Below are 17,676 nucleotides of genomic sequence, written 5' to 3'. Positions count from 1 at the left end.
AAATCTCATTATACGATGCGCAACCGGTCTCAAGCCGAACCGCGGGATGCCGCTGCCACCCCGCTCGGCGCGCCGCCCTCCGATCTTCCCACGCCGCTGCTCGGCGGTCTCTCGCCAGCGCAGTTCATGCGCCGCTACTGGCAGAAGAAGCCGCTGCTGATCCGCCAGGCGATCCCCGGCGTGAAGCCGCCGGTCACGCGCGACGCGCTGTTCGAGCTGGCAGCCGACTATGATGCCGAATCGCGACTGATCACCCATTTTCGTAACAAGTGGCAACTGGCGCACGGTCCGTTCGAGCCGGGCGCGCTGCCCGCCGTGTCGCGCAAGTCCTGGTCCTTGCTCGTCCAGGGGCTCGACCTGCACGTCGACGCGGCACGCGCGCTGCTCGACCGCTTCCGCTTCGTCCCGGACGCGCGCCTCGACGACCTGATGATTTCGTACGCGACGGACGGCGGCGGCGTGGGCCCGCACTTCGACTCGTACGACGTGTTCCTGCTGCAGGTCGAGGGCCGCCGCCGCTGGCGCATCGGCGCGCAGAAGGACCTGTCGCTGCAGCCGGACGTGCCGCTGAAGATTCTCGAGCATTTCGAGCCGAGCGACGAATGGTTGCTGGAGCCGGGCGACATGCTGTACCTGCCGCCGCACATCGCGCACGACGGCGTGGCCGAAGGCGAATGCATGACCTGCTCGATCGGCTTTCGGGCCCCGTCCGCCGGCGAACTGGGCGCACAATTCCTGTACTACCTCGCGGAACGCGGCGGCCTGCGTGACGAGCGCGGCGACGCGCTCTATCGCGACCCGAAACAGCCGGCGGTCGACGCGCCTGCGCAACTGCCGCCGGCGATGGTCGAGCGTGTCGCCGAGATCGTCGATGCGATCCGCTGGCGCAAGCGCGACGTCGCCGAATTCCTCGGTTGCTACCTGAGCGAGCCGAAATCGAACGTCGTATTCGAGCCGCCGGCACGCCCGCTGTCCGAGGCCGCGTTCGTCACGCAGGCGTCACGCCGAGGCGTGTATCTCGACAGAAGGGCCGCATTGATGTATAACGCGCGCTCGTACTTCATTAATGGCGAGGAAGAACCGCTCGAGCAAGCCAGCGAATGGCTGCCCGAACTGGCCAATCTGCGCCACATGGAGGCGAAACGGTTTGTAACACTATCCCGGGTTCCCTCAATGACAGCCTTGCTGCACGAGTGGTATTGTGCGGGCTGGATACGGGTCGGAAACCGGATTTAGTGAGTCGTCCCGTATGCCCGTGCAGATCAAATTCTGTATGGGAAAGACAACGTATTGACCCCGCATTTGTCGACGGTCGATAGGAAAGTGCATATAATTTCCGCCCAAGCCGTAGGGAAGATTCACGCTCTAGAAGTGCGTCTCCACCAGCGGCCCAGGTCGGTGTTGGAGCACATTACCGGTATTGTTTCGCGCTGTTGCTTACCTTTAACCATAAAAGGACGTGATCATGAAGAAATCCCTCCTCGTAGCTTCCCTGTTGGCTGCTGTTGCACTGGCTGCTTGCAACAAGAGCGCTGATCAAGCTGCTTCGTCGGCTGCAAGCGACGCAGCTGCTGCTGCTTCGACGGCTGCTTCGGCAGTTGCTGGTGCTGCGAGCGACGCTTCGGCTGCTGCTTCGTCGGCGACGGCTGCTGCGAGCGACGCAGCTGCTGCTGTGGCGTCGGCTGCTTCGGCAGCGACGGCTGCTCCGGCTTCGGGCGCAAGCCAGTAAGCCTCAGCATCAGCTGAAAAAAAACCGGCCCTTCGGGCCGGTTTTTTTATGCCTGTCGGTTCCGCACGCACGTCGCGCCCGGCAACCCGGTGCCGTTCCGCCCTCTCCCGCGCCGCTCAGCCTGGCGTGAGCCAGTCGAAGCCCGCGTCCTGCGTGGCCACGACCACGTCCTCCCCGTCCGTTCCCAGCACGCCGGCCAACGCCTGGCGGGCCAGCTCGGGCCGGTTGTTCTGCTGGCTCAGGTGCGCGGCGACCAGGTGCTGGAGGCGGCTGCGTTCGAGCGACGCGAGGATGCCGGCGGCAGCATCGTTGCTCAGGTGGCCGTGATTGCCGCCGATCCGCGCCTTCAGCGACTGCGGATAACGGCTCCCGGCCAGCATCGCGGTATCGTGGTTGGATTCGAGCACCAGCGCGTCACAACCGCTCAGGACGGCCGTGATGTGCGGTGTGGCCATCCCGACGTCGGTCAGCACGCCGAGCCGGCGGCAACCATCCATGAAGACGAACTGGAGCGGTTCCCGCGCGTCGTGGGGCACCGTATAGGGCATCACGGCCAGATCGCGTATCGCGGCCGTCTCGTCGCCCCACAACACGTGGAGATCGACATCGGCCTCGTCCGCGCCCACCGCGCGCGCCGTGCCCCAGCTCATGTAGAGCGGCAACGACCCGCGCCGCGCGAGCGTCAGCGCGCTGCCGACGTGGTCGCTGTGTTCGTGGGTGATGAGGATCGCATCGAGATCGTCGATGCCGAGATTCAGGCGGCCGAGGCGGCGCTCGACCTCCTTCGCTGAAAAACCGCAGTCGAGCAGCACGCGGGTGGTCGTCGTGCCGCTCGAGACCTCGACGACCAGCGCGTTGCCTTCGCTGCCGCTACCGAGGCTGGCGAAGCGCACGCGGTCAGTTCAGCTGGGCGTGCAACAGCGAAATGATCCGCTGCGCGTCCGACGAGTTGTCGACCTGGCCGTTCGCGTTGACCACCGCGACCTGCGTGCCGCCGTTGCCCTGCGCGCGCACGTTGACCAGGTATTCCTTGCCCGGCTTGGCCGCCGACGGGCCGCCATAGAACAGCTTGCCGAACAGCCCGTCGCGCTTGAGCTCTTCCATCGTGTTCGCGTAGCGGACCGTGTACAGGCCCTTCTCGCGGTCGCGATTGTCGACCGCGAAGTTGGTGCGGTCGAGCGCGAGCCCGACGCGCAGCCATGCGCGGTCGAACGATTCCGCGAGCTGCAGCGTCGCGGCGCCGCTGCTCGTGTCGCTGACCTGCGCCGGCGCTGTCGCGGGACGCGCATCGGTCAGCAGTTGCTTCGCCTGCGCGTCGCTCAGACCGAACTTCTGCATCAGCTTCGACAGGAACACGGCCTCGAGCACCGGGTTGCGCGGACGCTCTTCCCAGCGCGACGACGTGCCGCCCTGCGGGCCGACCATCATTTCCTCCATCGCGCTGTGCGTGATCGAGATGTCGGTGTTGCCGTTCGGCGTGCGGTTCACGAGCGTACGGAAACGGTCGCGCGTGCCGGATGAGTACGCGAAGTCGATGACCTTGCCGATCGTGCGCCGGAACCAGTCGTCGGGAATGTTCGCGCGGTTCTCGGCCCAGTCGGTGGCCATGATGCCGGTCGACGGTGCGTCGGTCTTCAGCGAGAAGCCGTTCTCCTGCCAGAATTCCTTCAGGATCGGCCACAGCTGCTCGGGCGTGCGCCCATCCACCACGAGCCAGCGACGGTCGCCGTCGCGCTCGATATGCATGCCGAGCGGATCCTGCGCGCTCGGGACGCCGTCGGTCGCGTTGCCTGCGGCCGTCGTCGCCCGCGGCGGCAGCGTGCCGAGACCGGCGTTGCTCGGCGGTGCGACGAACTGCTGGGTCGTCGGCACCGGCTTCAGGTCGCTCGGCACCGCGAGCGGCGGCGCCGAACCCGTGTTCTTGTAGTTGACCCGGTCAGGAGCCAGATAGTCGTTCAGCGTATCGCAGCCGGCGAGCGCGCCCAGCGCCAGCGCCACCACCGAAACCTGGATGGCGCGAGAGGAAAAGGCGAAACGTTTCATGAAATCCTTCGTCTTGCTAGAACGCTCGTCAGGAGCGGCGCCGGACGGAGCCGGCCGGTGCGGGTTGATGAGGGGTCGGCGGCCGCAGGGCGCGGCCGCCTGTGCATCAGGCGAGAACGCCGGCCTCGACGAGGGCCGAACGCACGACATCGTGGCAGCGCGCGTCGAGCGGCGTGAGCGGCAGGCGGATGCCGCCCTGCATCTTGCCCATCGCCTGCAGCGCCCACTTCACCGGAATCGGGTTCGCCTCGATGAACAGGTTCTTGTGCAGCGACAGCAGCTTCATGTGCAGCTCGCGCGCCGTCGCGACATCGCCGGCCAGCGCCGCGCGGCACAGGTCGCTCATCGCGCGCGGTGCGACGTTCGCCGTCACCGAGATATTGCCGTGGCCGCCGAGCAGCATCAGCGCGATCGCGGTCGGATCGTCGCCGCTGTAGATCGCGAAATGCTTCGGCGCGGCCTTGATCAGGTGCGCGGCGCGATCGATGTTGCCCGTCGCTTCCTTCACGCCGATGATGCCCGGCACCTGCGCGAGGCGCAGCGTGGTCTCGTGCGCCATGTCCGCGACCGTGCGGCCCGGCACGTTGTACAGGATCACCGGCAGGTCGACCGCTTCGGCGATCGCCTTGAAGTGCCGGTACATCCCTTCCTGCGTGGGCTTGTTGTAGTACGGCACGACCTGCAGCGTCGCGTCGGCGCCGACGGCCTTCGCGTGCTTCGTCAGCTCGATCGCCTCCGCGGTCGAATTGCCGCCCGCGCCAGCGATGATCGGGATGCGCTTCGCCGCATGCTCGACCGCCGTGCGGATCATCAGGATGTGCTCTTCGACGTTGAGCGTTGCCGACTCGCCGCTCGTGCCGACCACGACGAGTGCGTCGGTGCCTTCCTCGATGTGCCAGTCGATCAGTTTGCGAAACGCCGGCAGGTCGAGACTGCCGTCTTCGAGCATCGGGGTGACGATCGCGGGGATGCTGCCGCGGATTTGAATGCCGTCTTGGGTGCCGTTAGCCATGAAACGCGATTGATTGATGTACCGGTAAACGTTGAGATTGTAGCGGATTAGCCGGGCAGTTCGTAACGTGGAATTCCCGCCCCCGCCGTCGGGGTCGCACCCTCGCGTACCGCGCAGATGCGCTGCACGAACGCTTCGCGCGGCGCGGCGACGAATCCGTCCTCGTACGCGACCACCCGCAGGCGGCCGCGCACCGCGTCCAGCAGCTCGCCCGAAGCGAGCAGGAACGCGGGATTGGACGGTTTGCCGACCGTTTCGTTTCCTTGCGCGAAGGTTTCGTAGATCAGCACGCCGCCCGGCGCCACCGCATCGAGCAGATGGGGCCAGAGCGGACGATGCAGATAATGGGTGACGATCACGGCCGCGAACGACGCATTGGCCGGCAGCGGCCAGGGCGCGCCCTCGAGATCGGCGTCGCGCGCGTCGACGCCGGGAATCGCCCGCAATGCGGCCAGCGCGGCCGGATCGCGGTCGAGCGCGACGACCGGATGCCCGTGCGACGCAAACCAGCGCGCATGGCGGCCGCCGCCCGCGGCGACGTCGAGCACCGCGCCGCCCGCCGGAACGAGCCGCGACCACCGGGCGACCCAGCGCGACGGCTCGGTCTGGGCGACGTGGCCGCCCGCGGCGGCAATGACAGGTTCGCGCATGCCGTCAGGTCAGGTGTACGACAGGCCCATCGCCTCGCGCACGTCGCGCATCGTCTCGACCGCGTGCTTGCGCGCCTTGTCGCAACCGTCCGCGACGATCGCGCGCAGCAGCGACGGATCGTCCATGTACTTCTGCGCGCGCTCGAGCATCGGCTGCTGTTCGCGCAGGATCCCTTCGACGACCGGCTGCTTGCAGTCGAGGCAGCCGATGCCCGCCGAGCGGCAGCCGTTCTGCACCCACTTGTGCGTCGTCTCGTCCGTATAGACCTGGTGCAGCTGCCACACCGGGCACTTGTCGGGATCGCCCGGATCGGTGCGGCGCACGCGCGCCGGATCGGTCGGCATCGTGCGGACCTTCTTCGTGATCGTCTCCGCATCCTCGCGCAGGCCGATCGTATTGCCGTACGACTTCGACATCTTCTGGCCGTCGAGGCCCGGCATCCGGGACGCTTCGGTCAAGAGCGCCTGCGGCTCGACCAGGATGATCTTGCGCGCGCCTTCGAGATAGCCGAACAGGCGCTCGCGGTCGCTCATCGACAGGCTCTGCGATTCCTGCAGCATCGCGCGCGCCTGTTCGAGCGCCTCGTCGTCACCCTCCTGTTGGTACGCATTGCGCAGCTCGTGATAGAGCTTCGCGCGCTTGCCGCCGAGCTTCTTCGCGGCCTCGAGCGCCTTCTCCTCGAAGCCCGGCTCGCGGCCGTACAGGTAGTTGAAGCGGCGCGCGATCTCGCGCGTCATCTCGACGTGCGGCACCTGGTCTTCACCGACCGGCACGAGCGAGCCGCGATACAGCAGGATGTCGGCCGCCATCAGCACCGGGTAGCCGAGGAAGCCGTAGGTCGACAGGTCCTTGTCCTTCAGCTTCTCCATCTGCTCCTTGTAGGTCGGCACGCGTTCGAGCCAGCCGAGCGGCGTGCTCATGCCGAGCAGCAGCGCGAGTTCCGCATGCTCGGGCACCTTGCTCTGGATGAACAGCGTCGCCTGCGCCGGGTCGATGCCGGACGCGAGCCAGTCGATCAGCACGTCCCACACGTTCTTCTCGATGACCTCGGGCGTTTCGTAGTGCGTCGTCAGCGCATGCCAGTCGACCACGCAGAAGAAACACGGGTACTCGGACTGCAGCTTCACCCAGTTTTTCAGCACGCCGTGGTAGTGGCCGAGGTGCAGCGACCCGGTGGGTCGCATGCCGGAGAAAATACGATCTGGGAACATGATTGTCGTTAGAAAAGCGAGGCGAATGGAGACAGGATGGCGCTCAGCACGCCGGCCGCGGCGTTCACGAGCGGCCGCAGCCAGAAGTTCGTCAGCACGCCCGTCGCGACCAGCACGAGGACGATGATGAAACCGTACGGCTCGATGCGCGACAGCGCGATCGATTGCTTCGGCGGCAGCAGCGCCGCCAGGATGCGGCCGCCGTCGAGCGGCGGCAGCGGAAACAGGTTCAGCACGCCGAGCACCAGGTTCGCGCTGACGCCCGCATAGGCCATCCGCGTGAAGAACGGCTCGTCGATGCCAGCCGCGGGCAGCACGATGGTCAGCACGCCCCAGATCAGTGCCTGCACGAAGTTGCAGGCCGGGCCCGCGAGCGACACCCACAGGCTGCCCCAGCGCGGGTCGCGCAGGTTGCCGAACGATACCGGCACCGGCTTCGCATAGCCGAACAGGAACGCGCCGCCGGTCAGGAAATACATCGCGAGCGGGATCGCGATCGTGCCGAGCGGATCGATGTGGCGCATCGGGTTGAACGACACGCGCCCCATCATGTAGGCGGTGTTGTCGCCGAGCAGGCGCGCGGCATAGCCGTGCGCGGCCTCGTGCAGCGTGATCGCGAAGATCACGGGCAGCGCGTAGACGGCGATGGTCTGTATCAGGGAAGCATTCATATCGCGTTATTGTAACAAGCGCACTCGCGCAAAAATGATCGGCACTTACGCGGCCGACAGCCCGAACGGTTCGAGCGCGCCGCGCCCCGCTCGCACGAGTTGCGGCTCGTCGCCCGTCAGGTCGATCACCGTCGACGGCTCGCGCGGACACGCACCGCCGTCGATCACGAGATCGACCTGCTTTTCGAGCCGCGCGCGGATGTCCTCGGGATCGTTGAGCGGCTCGTCGTCCGGCGCCAGGATCAGCGTCGTGCCAAGCAGCGGCTGGCCCAGCGATTCGAGCAGCGCGAGCGTGATCGCGTGATCGGGCACGCGCAGCCCGATCGTCTTGCGCGACGGGTGCGACAGCCGGCGCGGCACTTCCTTGGTCGCCTGCAGGATGAACACGTACGGGCCCGGCGTCACCGACTTGATCTGCCGGTACTGGCGGTTGTCCACCATCGCGAAGTTGGCCAGTTCCGACAGGTCGCGCACGAGCAGCGACAGGTGCTGCTTCTCGTCGAGGCCGCGAATGCGGCGCACGCGCTCGACCGCGTCCTTGTCGTCGAGGTGACACGCGAGCGCGTAGCTCGAGTCGGTGGGCATCGCGATCACGCCGCCCTTGCTGACGATGTCCGCGGCCTGCTTGATCAGGCGCGGCTGCGGATTATCCGGATGAATCCTGAAGAACTGGGACATGGGGACACGTAAAGAGGGAGAAGTCGGATGCGCGCCGACGGCAGCGCGAACGGCAAGCGGCCGCTGCGCGTCAGAGCCAGCGCTCCCAGACCGGTTTCAGGTCGGGCGGCAACGGCGGCAGGCTGCCGAGCTCGATGCGGCCCTCGCCCGGCGCATGGAAATCCGAACCGCGCGACACCTCGAAGCCGAAGCGGCGCGCGACGTCCGCGTATTCGCGGTACTGATCGGGCGTGTGGCTGCCCGTGATGACCTCGATCGCGCGGCCACCGAGATCGATGAATTCGGCGAAGAATGCGTCGAATTCGACCGGCGTATAGCGGTAGCGGCCCGGGTGCGCGACCACGGCGTCGCCACCCGCCGCACGAATCCATGCGACGGCGTCGGACAGCGTCGCCCAGCGGTGCGGGACGAATCCGGGCTTGCCGTCGCCGAGCACGCGGTCGAACACGTCGGAAGTGGATGCGGCGTGGCCGTTCTCGACGAGAAAGCGCGCGAAGTGGGTGCGCGAGATCAGGTCGGGATTCGAGACGTACTTCAGCGCGCCTTCGTACGCGCCGGGAATGCCGAGCGTCTCGAGCTGCGCGGCGATCGCCCGCGCACGGGCGGCGCGGCCGTGGCGCGTGCGATAGAGGCCATCGACGAGCGCCGGGTTCGACGGATCGATGTTGAGGCCGACGATGTGCACGGTGCGCGACGCCCACGTGACCGAGATCTCGACGCCGCCCAGGTAACGCATCCCGAGCGCCTCCGCCTCGCTGCGCGCCGCCGCCTGGCCGCCGATCTCGTCGTGGTCGGTCAGCGCCCAGAGGGTCACGCCGCCGGCATGGGCGCGGCGCGCGACGTCGGCAGGCGACAGCAACCCGTCGGAAACATTCGAATGGCAGTGGAGATCAGCGTTCATCGTCGGTATGGCAGGTGAGGCTTCATTCTACTGCAACGCGGCAATTGCGCCGCCCGCCTGCCCTGCTGCTGCCGCCGGGCTACGCGCAGAACGCCTCGATCAGCGCCGCGATCTGCTCCGGCTGGTCGTGATGGACCATGTGACCGGCATCGTCGACGAGCTTTTCGCGCCAGTCGGGGAACGCGCCGAAGCGCGCCTTGAACTCCGGCAGCGGGATGTCGCCCGCGAGGTATGCGAGCGTCGGCGAATTGACGGCCTCGACGTGCAGCACCTTCGCACGCACCTGCTTCCAGACGGCCATCACCTCGTCGAGCCGGTACAGCAGCGGGCCCGCCATCTTGTGCGCGGGGTCCGCCAGCAGGTGGTACAGACCGTCGTCGCCGCGCTTCGACCAGTGCGCGGCGAGGAACGCGGCACGGCCCGGATCGAGCCGCGGATTGGTCTTGATCAGCCGGGCCGCCACGTCGTCGAGCGACGCGTAAGGGCGCAGCACCGGCGGCTCGCGCAGTTCGTCGAGCCAGCCGCGCAGCCGGCGCGGCGCCTGCTCGGCCCGAGCGGGGGCGAGCCCGAACCCTTCGAGGTCGACCACGCGCCGCACGCGCTCCGGCCGCGCGCCCGCGTACAGGCACACGACGTTCGCGCCCATGCTGTGCCCGATCAGGTTCACTTCGCCAGTCGGCGCATAGTGATCGACGAGCGCATCGAGGTCGCCCAGGTACGCGTGGAACCAGTAATGACCACCGCCCTGCCGCGCGACCGGCCAGTCAGACAGGCCGAAGCCGCGCGCATCCGGCGCGATCACCTGCCAGTCGCCCGCGAGCGCGTCGACGACGAACTGGAACGATGCCGCGACGTCCATCCAGCCGTGCAGCATGAACAGCGTCGGCGCATCGGGCCGGCCCCAGCGCCGCACATGCAGCTTGACGCCGCGCACCGTGACGAAATCGGAAACAGAACTCGAGGCACTCATTGCAACCGCCAGAAAAAAGAATGATCGTTCGATTATAGCGACGACGCTTCCGTTCCGGCGGCCGGCAGTCGAGGCAGTTCTCTAGCGTCTCTAGCGACAGGGAGCCGCCGCATCGGGTACCCCAGGAATGGCGCCGAACGGTCGCATGGCCGGCCGGCGCCGGCTTTCGCACCGCGTAGCCGCCCTAACTCGCCGGCTTGCCGTCCGCCGCGTCCTGCGCGGCGAGTTCGTCCAGCTCCGCCTGCTCGAATCCCGCGGTGCGACGCGCGTCGAAATTGAACGGCCCGCGCAGCCGCGGCGCATGGTACTGCTCGGCGAGTTCGCGGTAGGTGGGCACCGGATCGCGGCCGGCCTCGTCGCACAGGTGCCGGAACCAGCGATTCCCGATCGCGACATGGCCAATCTCGTCGCGCAGGATCACGTCGAGGATCGCCGCGGATGCGTCGTCGCCCGCCTGCACGAGCCGTGCGCGGATCGGCGGCGACGCGTCGAGCCCGCGCGCCTCGAGCGTGCGCGGCACGAGCGCCATCCGCGCGAGCACGTCGGCCTTGGTCCGCTCGCACATCTCCCACAGCCCGTTATGCGCGGGGAAATCGCCGTACGCATGCCCGAACCCGGCCAGCCGGTCGGACAGCAGCGCAAAGTGACAGGCCTCCTCGGCCGCGACCTTCAGCCAGTCCGCATAGAACGCGTCCGGCATCCCGGCGAAGCGCCACACGGCGTCGAGCGCGAGGTTGATCGCATTGAATTCGATATGCGCGAGCGCGTGCAGCAGCACCGCGCGCCCCGCGGGCGAGCGCATGCTGCGGCGCTCGAGCTGGCGCGGCTCGACGAGCGGCGGGCGCGCCGGACGGCCGGGCAGGTCGGCCGGCTCGCCCAGGTCGAGCGCCGGCGCGATCGCGGCCTGCCCGGCCAGCAGCGCGTCGTACAACGCGCGGACCCGCGCGGCCTTGGCGGCCGGCTCGGACATCCGCAGCGCGTCGAGCGCCGCGCGGCGCACGCAGCGCGGCGCAGCGGTGAAAGAAGAAGGCTCCATGCTCGTCAAACGGGGGCACCGTCCGCGCGCATCGCGGGAGCGCATGCGCGTGACGGTTTACAATAAGTGTTTGTGCCGCGACGCAATGCGCACGGCACGCCAGACGCGCCATTCTACCGGCGCCCATCATCGAAGAGACCAGGAGACTCCGTGACGATCTACAAACTGGGCGAGACGGCCCCGACGATCCACGAAAGCGTATTCGTCGCCGATACGGCGGCCATCATCGGCAAGGTCGTGCTCGAGGAAAACGCGAGCGTATGGTTCGGCGCGACGATCCGCGGCGACAACGAGACGATCACGGTCGGCACCGGCAGCAATGTCCAGGAAGGCGCGGTCCTGCACACGGACCCCGGCTTTCCCCTGACGATTGCCGAAAACGTGACGATCGGGCACCAGGCGATGCTGCACGGATGCACGATCGGCGAAGGGTCGCTGATCGGGATTCAGGCGGTGGTCTTGAATGGCGCGGTCATCGGCCGCAACTGTCTGGTTGGTGCCGGCGCGGTCGTGACGGAAGGCAAGACGTTCCCGGACAACTCGCTGATTGTCGGCGCCCCGGCGAAAGTCGTGCGCGAGCTGTCGGCAGACGACATCGCGCGGCTGCGCGCAAATGCGAAGACGTACGTCGAGCGGCGTGCGCATTTCAAGGAGCAACTCGTGCGGATCGGGTGATTCGCGCGGATTTCAAGGAAGAAGAGTGAGCGACCAGTTACAGAAATTCATGTTCAATTCGGCACCCGTGCGCGGCGAGATCGTGTCGCTGCGCAACACGTGGCAAGAGGTGCTTTCCCGCCGTGACTACCCTGCCCCGGTGCGCACGGTGCTCGGCGAGATGATGGCCGCGTGTGCGCTGCTGTCCGCGAACCTGAAATTTCACGGCACCCTGATCATGCAGATCTTCGGCGACGGGCCGGTCCAGATGCTGGTCGTCCAGTGCGGCTCGGACCTGTCGATGCGGGCCACGGCCAAGTTCGCCGGCGACGCGGCGCAGACGATCGGCGACGACACCAGCTTCGCGTCGCTCGTCAACGCGAGCGGCCACGGCCGTTGCGTGATCACGCTCGACCCGGCCGAGAAACTGCCGGGCCAGCAGCCGTACCAGGGCATCGTGCCGCTGAACGGCGTCGACGGTCCGCTCGAATCGGTGTCGCAGATGCTCGAACAGTACATGCACCATTCGGAGCAGCTCGACACGCGGCTGTGGCTCGCGGCCGATCGCGACCGCGCGGTCGGCATGCTGCTGCAGAAGCTTCCAGGCGACGGCGGCATCGTGCCGCGCAACGCCGAGACGGACGCCGACACGTGGGAGCGCGTCTGCACGCTCGGCGGCACGCTGTCCGCGAAGGAACTGCTCGAGGTCGAACCGGAAGTCGTGTTCCGCCGGCTCTTCTGGCAGGAAAACGTGCAGCACTTCGAACCGGCCGGCACGCGCTTCCAGTGCTCGTGCTCGCGCGAGAAGGTCGGCGCGATGCTGCGCATGCTCGGCCGCGAAGAAGTCGACAGCGTGATCGTCGAGCGCGGTCACGTCGAGATCCACTGCGAATTCTGCAACCAGCGCTACGAATTCGATCCCGTCGACGTCGCGCAGCTGTTCGCCGCGCCGGGACTCGCGACCGGCATCACGCCCGCGACCGACCAGCGTCACTGAGCCGCGCGCCCGTGCCCGCGACGCGGGCGCGGGCGCGGGCGCATAATGACGCACGAGCGTCGCACGCACGGCTCAGGCGCCGCAGGCCCGGCCTTCGGCGCAAGCCGCTTTCCGCTGTCGGCGCGCTGCTGGAGAAACACATGAATCGCCCGTTCCGCACCTTCGTCCTGACCGGCGTCGCCGCCGGCACGCTGGCCCTCGCCGGCTGCGCGGTGCAGCCGCCTTCGTCGACGATCCTGAGCCGCCTGCCCGAACCGGGCGCATCGGGCGGCCAGCCGCCAGCGCTGTCGAGCGCGGAGCGCAAACGCTACGACGAGATCGACCGGCAGGTGCTGCGCGAGCAGAACAACGCGATGGCGGCCGAGGCCGCCGCGCGCGCCTGGGCGTATTACGCGCCGCCGCCCGTGACCGTCTACGGCGGCTATTACAGCGGCGGTTGGGGAAACCGGTGGGGCACCGGCATCGGCTATGGCTACCCGGGCTGGTGGTGGTAATGCTTCACCGCGCCGATCGAGTCGATTGAAAACCGGCAGGAAATAAAAAAGCGCGGCATTTCCCGCGCTTGTTCAATGATTCGGACTACCGCGCTCAGTGATGCGCGGCCTTGCCCTTCTCGCCGCCGTGATGCCGTGACGGCTTCGCGATCGACTGCGGGTTCGGCACGACACGTACGGGCGCCGCAGACACGGCACCGCGCGTCGACGTCGTGTTCGAAGGCGCGTTGTTCAACGGCACGGCCGGCGCATTCGGCGACACGAACTGCACGAATACTTCGCCGTCCTTCACCATGCCCATCTCGTAGCGCGCACGCTCCTCGATGGCCGCGGTGCCGCCTTGCAAATCCTGCACTTCGCCCGCGATCCGCTCATTGCGCAGCTTCTCGTCCGCATTCTTCTGCAACTGGTCGCCGAGTTGCTGACGCAATTCGTGCACCCGCAACCAGCCGCCGTGTCCCCACCATAGGGGGTACTGAATGAGCGCCAGCAAGGCAATCAGGACGACAGTGACAAGCCGCATGTAGAAGACGCAGATATAAGAAGCGCCGCTCCGCGCGACATGCACAGAGCGGCGTCGAGATGACGAACCCGATAGTAGCGCGTTAGCGCAGGTTATAGAAAGCCGATTTGCCCGGGTAGCTCGCGATATCGCCGAGATCTTCCTCGATGCGCAGCAGCTGGTTGTACTTCGAGATGCGGTCGCTGCGCGACAGCGAACCCGTCTTGATCTGACCGGCGTTCAGGCCGACCGCGATGTCCGCGATCGTCGAATCTTCCGTTTCGCCCGAGCGATGCGAGATCACGGCCGTGTAGCCCGCGCGCTTCGCCATTTCGATTGCCGCGAACGTTTCGGTCAGCGTACCGATCTGGTTGATCTTGATGAGGATCGAGTTCGCGATGCCCTTCTCGATGCCTTCCTTCAGGATGCGCGTGTTCGTGACGAACAGGTCGTCGCCGACGAGCTGCACCTTCTTGCCGAGGCGCTCGGTCAGCAGCTTCCAGCCTTCCCAGTCGCCTTCGTGCATGCCGTCCTCGATCGACACGATCGGGAATTTGTCGGCGAGCGTCGCGAGGTAGTCGGTGAATTCGGCCGACGACAGTTGCAGACCTTCGCCCGCGAGCTGGTACTTGCCGTCGTGGTAGAACTCGGATGCCGCGCAGTCGAGCGCGAGCAGCACGTCTTCGCCCGCACGGTACCCGGCCTTCTCGATCGCCTGCAGGATCGTCGACAGGCACTCGTCGTTGCTGCCGAAGTTCGGTGCGAAACCGCCTTCGTCGCCGACTGCCGTGCTCATGCCGCGGTCGCTCAGGATCTTCTTCAGCGCGTGGAACACTTCCGCGCCGCAACGCAGAGCTTCACGGAACGTCGGCTGGCTGACCGGGACGATCATGAATTCCTGGATGTCGAGGCTGTTGTTCGCGTGCGCGCCGCCGTTGACGATGTTCATCATCGGGACCGGCAGCTGCATCGCGCCCGAGCCGCCGAAGTAGCGGTACAACGGCAGACCGGCTTCTTCAGCGGCTGCCTTCGCGACGGCCATCGACACGGCCAGCATCGCGTTCGCGCCGAGGCGCGACTTGTTGTCGGTGCCGTCCAGCTCGAGCAGCGTCTTGTCGAGGAACGCCTGTTCCGACGCGTCGAGGCCCATGATGGCTTCGGAGATTTCGGTGTTGATGTGCTCGACGGCCTTCAGCACGCCCTTGCCGTTGTAGCGGCCGGTTTCGCCGTCGCGCAGTTCGATCGCTTCACGCGAGCCGGTGGACGCGCCCGACGGCACCGCCGCGCGGCCCATCGTGCCCGATTCGAGCAGCACGTCGCATTCGACGGTGGGGTTGCCGCGCGAATCCAGAATCTCGCGGCCGATGATATCTACGATTGCACTCATGGGTTTCCTCTGAGAATGACGATGGATTCTTCAAACTGCGACGGCACGCGTGCCGACACTGCTTTCGCTACAGACGCGCGAAGCCGCCGCAAGGTTCATTCGATCTTTAGTTGAAATCGTTTTCCAGGAACGGATTGCGCTTCACCGCCTGATCGAGCGTGACGAGGGTCTCCAGCAGCGCGCTCATCCGGTTCAGCGGCACCGCGTTCGGGCCGTCCGACTTCGCTTCGGCCGGATTCGGGTGCGTTTCCATGAACAGGCCCGCGACGCCCGTCGCGACCGCGGCACGTGCGAGCACCGGCACGAATTCGCGCTGGCCGCCCGAGCTCGTGCCCTGCCCGCCCGGCAGCTGCACCGAGTGGGTCGCGTCGAACACGACCGGCGCGCTCGTCTCGCGCATGATCGCGAGCGAACGCATGTCGGACACGAGGTTGTTGTAGCCGAACGAGACACCGCGCTCGCACGCCATGAAGCGGTCTTCCGACAGACCGGCTTCACGCGCCGCGTCGCGCGCCTTGTCGATCACGTTCTTCATGTCGTGCGGCGCGAGGAACTGGCCCTTCTTGATGTTGACGGGCTTGCCCGAGCGTGCGCACGCCTGGATGAAGTCGGTCTGGCGGCACAGGAACGCGGGCGTCTGCAGCACGTCGACGACCGACGCGACCTGCTCGATCTCTTCGATCGAATGCACGTCGGTCAGCACCGGCAGGCCGAGCTGGCGCTTCACCTCGCCGAGGATCCGCAGGCCCTCGTCCATTCCGAGGCCGCGAAACGACTTGCCCGAGCTGCGATTCGCCTTGTCGTAGGACGACTTGTAGATGAACGGCACGTTCAGCTTCTCGCAGATCTCCTTCAGGCGGCCTGCCGTGTCGATCGTCATTTGCTCCGATTCGACGACGCAGGTACCCGCGATCAGGAAGAAAGGCTGGTCGAGACCGACCTCGAAATCGCACAGCTTCATGCTTTCACTCCGCGCGCTTGCTTGTTGGCGAGCGCGGCTTCGACGAACGACTTGAACAGCGGATGGCCGTCGCGCGGCGTCGACGTGAATTCCGGGTGGAACTGGACGCCGACGAACCACGGGTGCATCGAACGCGGCAGCTCCATCATTTCCGGCAGATCCTCGCTCGGGGTACGGGCGCTGATGATAAGGCCGCCGGCTTCGAGCTGGGGCACGAAGCGGTTATTGACTTCATAACGGTGGCGATGGCGCTCGTTCACATCCTTGCCATAGATCTCTTCGGCCATCGTGCCGGGCTTGATCGGGCAGCGCTGCGAGCCGAGGCGCATCGTGCCGCCGAGATCCGACTCTTCGGTGCGCGTCTCGACCTTGCCGTCGCGGTCGTACCACTCGGTGATCAGCGCGACCACGCGTTCCGGCGTGTCCGGCTCGAATTCAGTGCTGTTCGCCTGCTTCAGGCCGACGACGTCGCGTGCGAATTCGATCACCGCGAGCTGCATGCCGAGACAGATGCCGAGGTACGGCACCTTCGACTCGCGCGCGTAGCGGATCGCCGCGATCTTGCCTTCCGTGCCGCGACGGCCGAAACCGCCCGGAACGAGCACCGCATCCAGGTGCTTCAGGCTGTCGACACCGTTCGTCTCGATCTCTTCCGAATCGATGTACTCGATGTTGACCTTGGTCGACGTATGCAGCGATGCGTGGCGCAGCGCCTCGATCAGCGACTTGTACGACTCGGTCAGATCGACATACTTGCCGACCATGCCGATCGTCACTTCGTGCTTCGGGTTCTCCAGCTTCTCGACGAGCTCCGACCACATGCTCAGGTCGGCGTCCTTCGGCGACAGCTTCAGCTCCTCGCAGATGATCCGGTCGAGGCCCTGGTCGTGCAGCATCTGCGGAATCTTGTAGATGCTGTCGGCGTCCCACACCGAGATCACGGCGTCTTCGGGCACGTTCGAGAACATCGAGATCTTCTTCGATTCGTCGTCCGGAATGCGGCGATCCGCGCGGCACAGCAGCACGTGCGGCAGGATGCCGATCTCGCGCAGCTTCTGCACGCTGTGCTGGGTCGGCTTCGTCTTCAGCTCGCCGGCCGTCGCGACGTACGGCACGAGCGTCAGGTGCACGAAGCACGCGCTGTTGCGGCCGAGGCGCAGGCTCATCTGGCGCGCGGCCTCGAGGAACGGCAGCGACTCGATGTCGCCGACCGTGCCGCCGATCTCGACGATCGCGACGTCCGGCTCGCCGCAGGTAGCCGATGCCGCCCCGCGCTCGATGAACGCCTGGATTTCATTCGTGATGTGCGGGATCACCTGCACGGTCTTGCCGAGATAGTCGCCGCGGCGTTCCTTGCGGATCACCGATTCGTAGATCTGGCCGGTCGTGAAGTTGTTGGCCTTGCGCATCTTCGTGCTGATGAAGCGCTCATAGTGGCCGAGGTCGAGGTCGGTCTCCGCTCCGTCTTCCGTCACGAACACTTCGCCGTGCTGGAACGGGCTCATCGTGCCGGGGTCGACGTTGATGTAGGGATCGAGTTTGAGGAGGGTGACTTTCAGACCGCGCGATTCGAGGATCGCGGCGAGGGAGGCGGCGGCAATACCCTTGCCGAGGGAGGAAACTACGCCGCCGGTGACGAAAACATATTTGGTCATCGCTGGATGCTCGCGGGAAAAACGGATTATACCGTAAAGCCCGCCCTTCTCTCAGCAATCGACGCGATGATCCCGCCCTTTCGCGCTGCGCCGCGCCAGCCGTGCGCGCCCGGGGCAAACCGGC

19 protein-coding genes are annotated in these 17,676 nt (G+C 66.6%); 5 read left to right on the top strand and 14 right to left on the bottom strand.

Annotated features, from left to right (window positions below; genetic code table 11):
- Positions 1-15: 15 nt before the first annotated feature.
- The gene (locus tag DIE21_RS28320) at positions 16-1,236 is read left to right on the top strand and encodes a cupin domain-containing protein (RefSeq protein ID WP_124500772.1); all 1,221 of its coding nucleotides are present in this window, start codon (positions 16-18) and stop codon (positions 1,234-1,236) included.
- Between the two features lie 54 nt (positions 1,237-1,290).
- Positions 1,291-1,536 carry a hypothetical protein gene (locus tag DIE21_RS38320; protein WP_011657350.1) on the top strand — a complete coding sequence of 82 codons (246 nt, stop codon included), beginning with the start codon at positions 1,291-1,293 and terminating at the stop codon, positions 1,534-1,536.
- A 309-nt stretch (positions 1,537-1,845) separates the two neighbouring features.
- Here the strand turns inward: DIE21_RS38320 and DIE21_RS28305 are convergent, their stop codons facing one another.
- From DIE21_RS28305 to DIE21_RS28260, 10 genes are all read right to left on the bottom strand, one after another.
- The gene (locus DIE21_RS28305; RefSeq protein WP_124500771.1) at positions 1,846-2,622 is read right to left on the bottom strand and encodes an MBL fold metallo-hydrolase; all 777 of its coding nucleotides are present in this window, start codon (positions 2,620-2,622) and stop codon (positions 1,846-1,848) included.
- 4 nt (positions 2,623-2,626) lie between these two features.
- Positions 2,627-3,772, bottom strand: coding sequence for an outer membrane protein assembly factor BamC (gene bamC / locus DIE21_RS28300; protein ID WP_124500770.1), 1,146 nt, complete (start codon positions 3,770-3,772; stop codon positions 2,627-2,629).
- Positions 3,773-3,878: 106 nt separating this feature from the next.
- A complete protein-coding gene (dapA, locus tag DIE21_RS28295) occupies positions 3,879-4,784 on the bottom strand; it encodes a 4-hydroxy-tetrahydrodipicolinate synthase (protein WP_124500769.1) in 906 nt (301 codons plus the stop codon).
- A 47-nt stretch (positions 4,785-4,831) separates the two neighbouring features.
- Positions 4,832-5,434, bottom strand: a complete 603-nt coding sequence (locus tag DIE21_RS28290; RefSeq protein WP_124500768.1) for a bifunctional 2-polyprenyl-6-hydroxyphenol methylase/3-demethylubiquinol 3-O-methyltransferase UbiG — start codon at positions 5,432-5,434, stop codon at positions 4,832-4,834.
- Between the two features lie 9 nt (positions 5,435-5,443).
- Positions 5,444-6,646: a tryptophan--tRNA ligase gene (locus DIE21_RS28285; RefSeq protein ID WP_124500767.1), complete on the bottom strand. Its 1,203-nt coding sequence runs from the start codon at positions 6,644-6,646 to the stop codon at positions 5,444-5,446.
- An 8-nt stretch (positions 6,647-6,654) separates the two neighbouring features.
- Positions 6,655-7,317 (bottom strand): site-2 protease family protein, encoded by a 663-nt coding sequence (locus DIE21_RS28280; RefSeq protein WP_124500766.1) that lies wholly within the window; start codon positions 7,315-7,317, stop codon positions 6,655-6,657.
- A 45-nt stretch (positions 7,318-7,362) separates the two neighbouring features.
- Positions 7,363-7,995, bottom strand: coding sequence for an L-threonylcarbamoyladenylate synthase (locus DIE21_RS28275; RefSeq protein ID WP_124500765.1), 633 nt, complete (start codon positions 7,993-7,995; stop codon positions 7,363-7,365).
- 70 nt (positions 7,996-8,065) lie between these two features.
- Positions 8,066-8,896, bottom strand: a complete 831-nt coding sequence (locus DIE21_RS28270; RefSeq protein ID WP_124500764.1) for a 3',5'-nucleoside bisphosphate phosphatase — start codon at positions 8,894-8,896, stop codon at positions 8,066-8,068.
- A 79-nt stretch (positions 8,897-8,975) separates the two neighbouring features.
- Complete coding sequence (locus DIE21_RS28265; protein WP_124500763.1) at positions 8,976-9,866, bottom strand: alpha/beta fold hydrolase; 891 nt, start codon at positions 9,864-9,866, stop codon at positions 8,976-8,978.
- A 184-nt stretch (positions 9,867-10,050) separates the two neighbouring features.
- A complete protein-coding gene (locus tag DIE21_RS28260) occupies positions 10,051-10,902 on the bottom strand; it encodes a ferritin-like domain-containing protein (RefSeq protein WP_124500762.1) in 852 nt (283 codons plus the stop codon).
- A gap of 150 nt (positions 10,903-11,052) precedes the next feature.
- Between DIE21_RS28260 and DIE21_RS28255 the strand changes: the two genes are divergently transcribed.
- The 3 genes from DIE21_RS28255 (at position 11,053) to DIE21_RS28245 (ending at position 13,047) form a co-directional block, all read left to right on the top strand.
- Positions 11,053-11,577, top strand: a complete 525-nt coding sequence (locus tag DIE21_RS28255; protein ID WP_124500761.1) for a gamma carbonic anhydrase family protein — start codon at positions 11,053-11,055, stop codon at positions 11,575-11,577.
- A 25-nt stretch (positions 11,578-11,602) separates the two neighbouring features.
- Positions 11,603-12,553, top strand: coding sequence for an Hsp33 family molecular chaperone HslO (hslO, locus tag DIE21_RS28250; protein ID WP_124500760.1), 951 nt, complete (start codon positions 11,603-11,605; stop codon positions 12,551-12,553).
- Positions 12,554-12,693: 140 nt separating this feature from the next.
- Positions 12,694-13,047, top strand: a complete 354-nt coding sequence (locus tag DIE21_RS28245; RefSeq protein ID WP_124500759.1) for a hypothetical protein — start codon at positions 12,694-12,696, stop codon at positions 13,045-13,047.
- A 94-nt stretch (positions 13,048-13,141) separates the two neighbouring features.
- Here DIE21_RS28245 and ftsB read toward each other — a convergent pair whose 3' ends face one another.
- The 4 genes from ftsB to DIE21_RS28225 form a co-directional block, all read right to left on the bottom strand.
- A complete protein-coding gene (gene ftsB / locus DIE21_RS28240) occupies positions 13,142-13,570 on the bottom strand; it encodes a cell division protein FtsB (RefSeq protein ID WP_124500758.1) in 429 nt (142 codons plus the stop codon).
- A gap of 82 nt (positions 13,571-13,652) precedes the next feature.
- Positions 13,653-14,936, bottom strand: a complete 1,284-nt coding sequence (eno, locus tag DIE21_RS28235; RefSeq protein ID WP_124500757.1) for a phosphopyruvate hydratase — start codon at positions 14,934-14,936, stop codon at positions 13,653-13,655.
- A 106-nt stretch (positions 14,937-15,042) separates the two neighbouring features.
- A complete protein-coding gene (kdsA, locus tag DIE21_RS28230) occupies positions 15,043-15,897 on the bottom strand; it encodes a 3-deoxy-8-phosphooctulonate synthase (RefSeq protein ID WP_124500756.1) in 855 nt (284 codons plus the stop codon).
- A complete protein-coding gene (locus DIE21_RS28225) occupies positions 15,894-17,552 on the bottom strand; it encodes a CTP synthase (RefSeq protein ID WP_124500755.1) in 1,659 nt (552 codons plus the stop codon). The genes kdsA and DIE21_RS28225 overlap by 4 nt, the downstream gene beginning before the upstream one ends.
- Positions 17,553-17,676: the final 124 nt, after the last annotated feature.

The organism is Burkholderia sp. Bp9140 (assembly GCF_003853425.1).
GTDB lineage: Bacteria > Pseudomonadota > Gammaproteobacteria > Burkholderiales > Burkholderiaceae > Burkholderia.
This window is presented reverse-complemented; position numbering and strand designations above follow the sequence as displayed.

Bases quoted from the DNA above. Each gene is read 5' to 3' on its own strand.
- DIE21_RS28320 (WP_124500772.1), top strand. From the start codon at position 16: ATGCGCAACCGGTCTCAAGCCGAACCGCGGGATGCCGCTGCCACCCCG.
- bamC (WP_124500770.1), bottom strand. From the start codon at position 3,772: ATGAAACGTTTCGCCTTTTCCTCTCGCGCCATCCAGGTTTCGGTGGTG.
- dapA (WP_124500769.1), bottom strand. From the start codon at position 4,784: ATGGCTAACGGCACCCAAGACGGCATTCAAATCCGCGGCAGCATCCCC.
- DIE21_RS28290 (WP_124500768.1), bottom strand. From the start codon at position 5,434: ATGCGCGAACCTGTCATTGCCGCCGCGGGCGGCCACGTCGCCCAGACC.
- DIE21_RS28285 (WP_124500767.1), bottom strand. From the start codon at position 6,646: ATGTTCCCAGATCGTATTTTCTCCGGCATGCGACCCACCGGGTCGCTG.
- DIE21_RS28280 (WP_124500766.1), bottom strand. From the start codon at position 7,317: ATGAATGCTTCCCTGATACAGACCATCGCCGTCTACGCGCTGCCCGTG.
- DIE21_RS28275 (WP_124500765.1), bottom strand. From the start codon at position 7,995: ATGTCCCAGTTCTTCAGGATTCATCCGGATAATCCGCAGCCGCGCCTG.
- DIE21_RS28270 (WP_124500764.1), bottom strand. From the start codon at position 8,896: ATGAACGCTGATCTCCACTGCCATTCGAATGTTTCCGACGGGTTGCTG.
- DIE21_RS28265 (WP_124500763.1), bottom strand. From the start codon at position 9,866: ATGAGTGCCTCGAGTTCTGTTTCCGATTTCGTCACGGTGCGCGGCGTC.
- DIE21_RS28260 (WP_124500762.1), bottom strand. From the start codon at position 10,902: ATGGAGCCTTCTTCTTTCACCGCTGCGCCGCGCTGCGTGCGCCGCGCG.
- DIE21_RS28245 (WP_124500759.1), top strand. From the start codon at position 12,694: ATGAATCGCCCGTTCCGCACCTTCGTCCTGACCGGCGTCGCCGCCGGC.
- ftsB (WP_124500758.1), bottom strand. From the start codon at position 13,570: ATGCGGCTTGTCACTGTCGTCCTGATTGCCTTGCTGGCGCTCATTCAG.
- eno (WP_124500757.1), bottom strand. From the start codon at position 14,936: ATGAGTGCAATCGTAGATATCATCGGCCGCGAGATTCTGGATTCGCGC.
- kdsA (WP_124500756.1), bottom strand. From the start codon at position 15,897: ATGAAGCTGTGCGATTTCGAGGTCGGTCTCGACCAGCCTTTCTTCCTG.
- DIE21_RS28225 (WP_124500755.1), bottom strand. From the start codon at position 17,552: ATGACCAAATATGTTTTCGTCACCGGCGGCGTAGTTTCCTCCCTCGGC.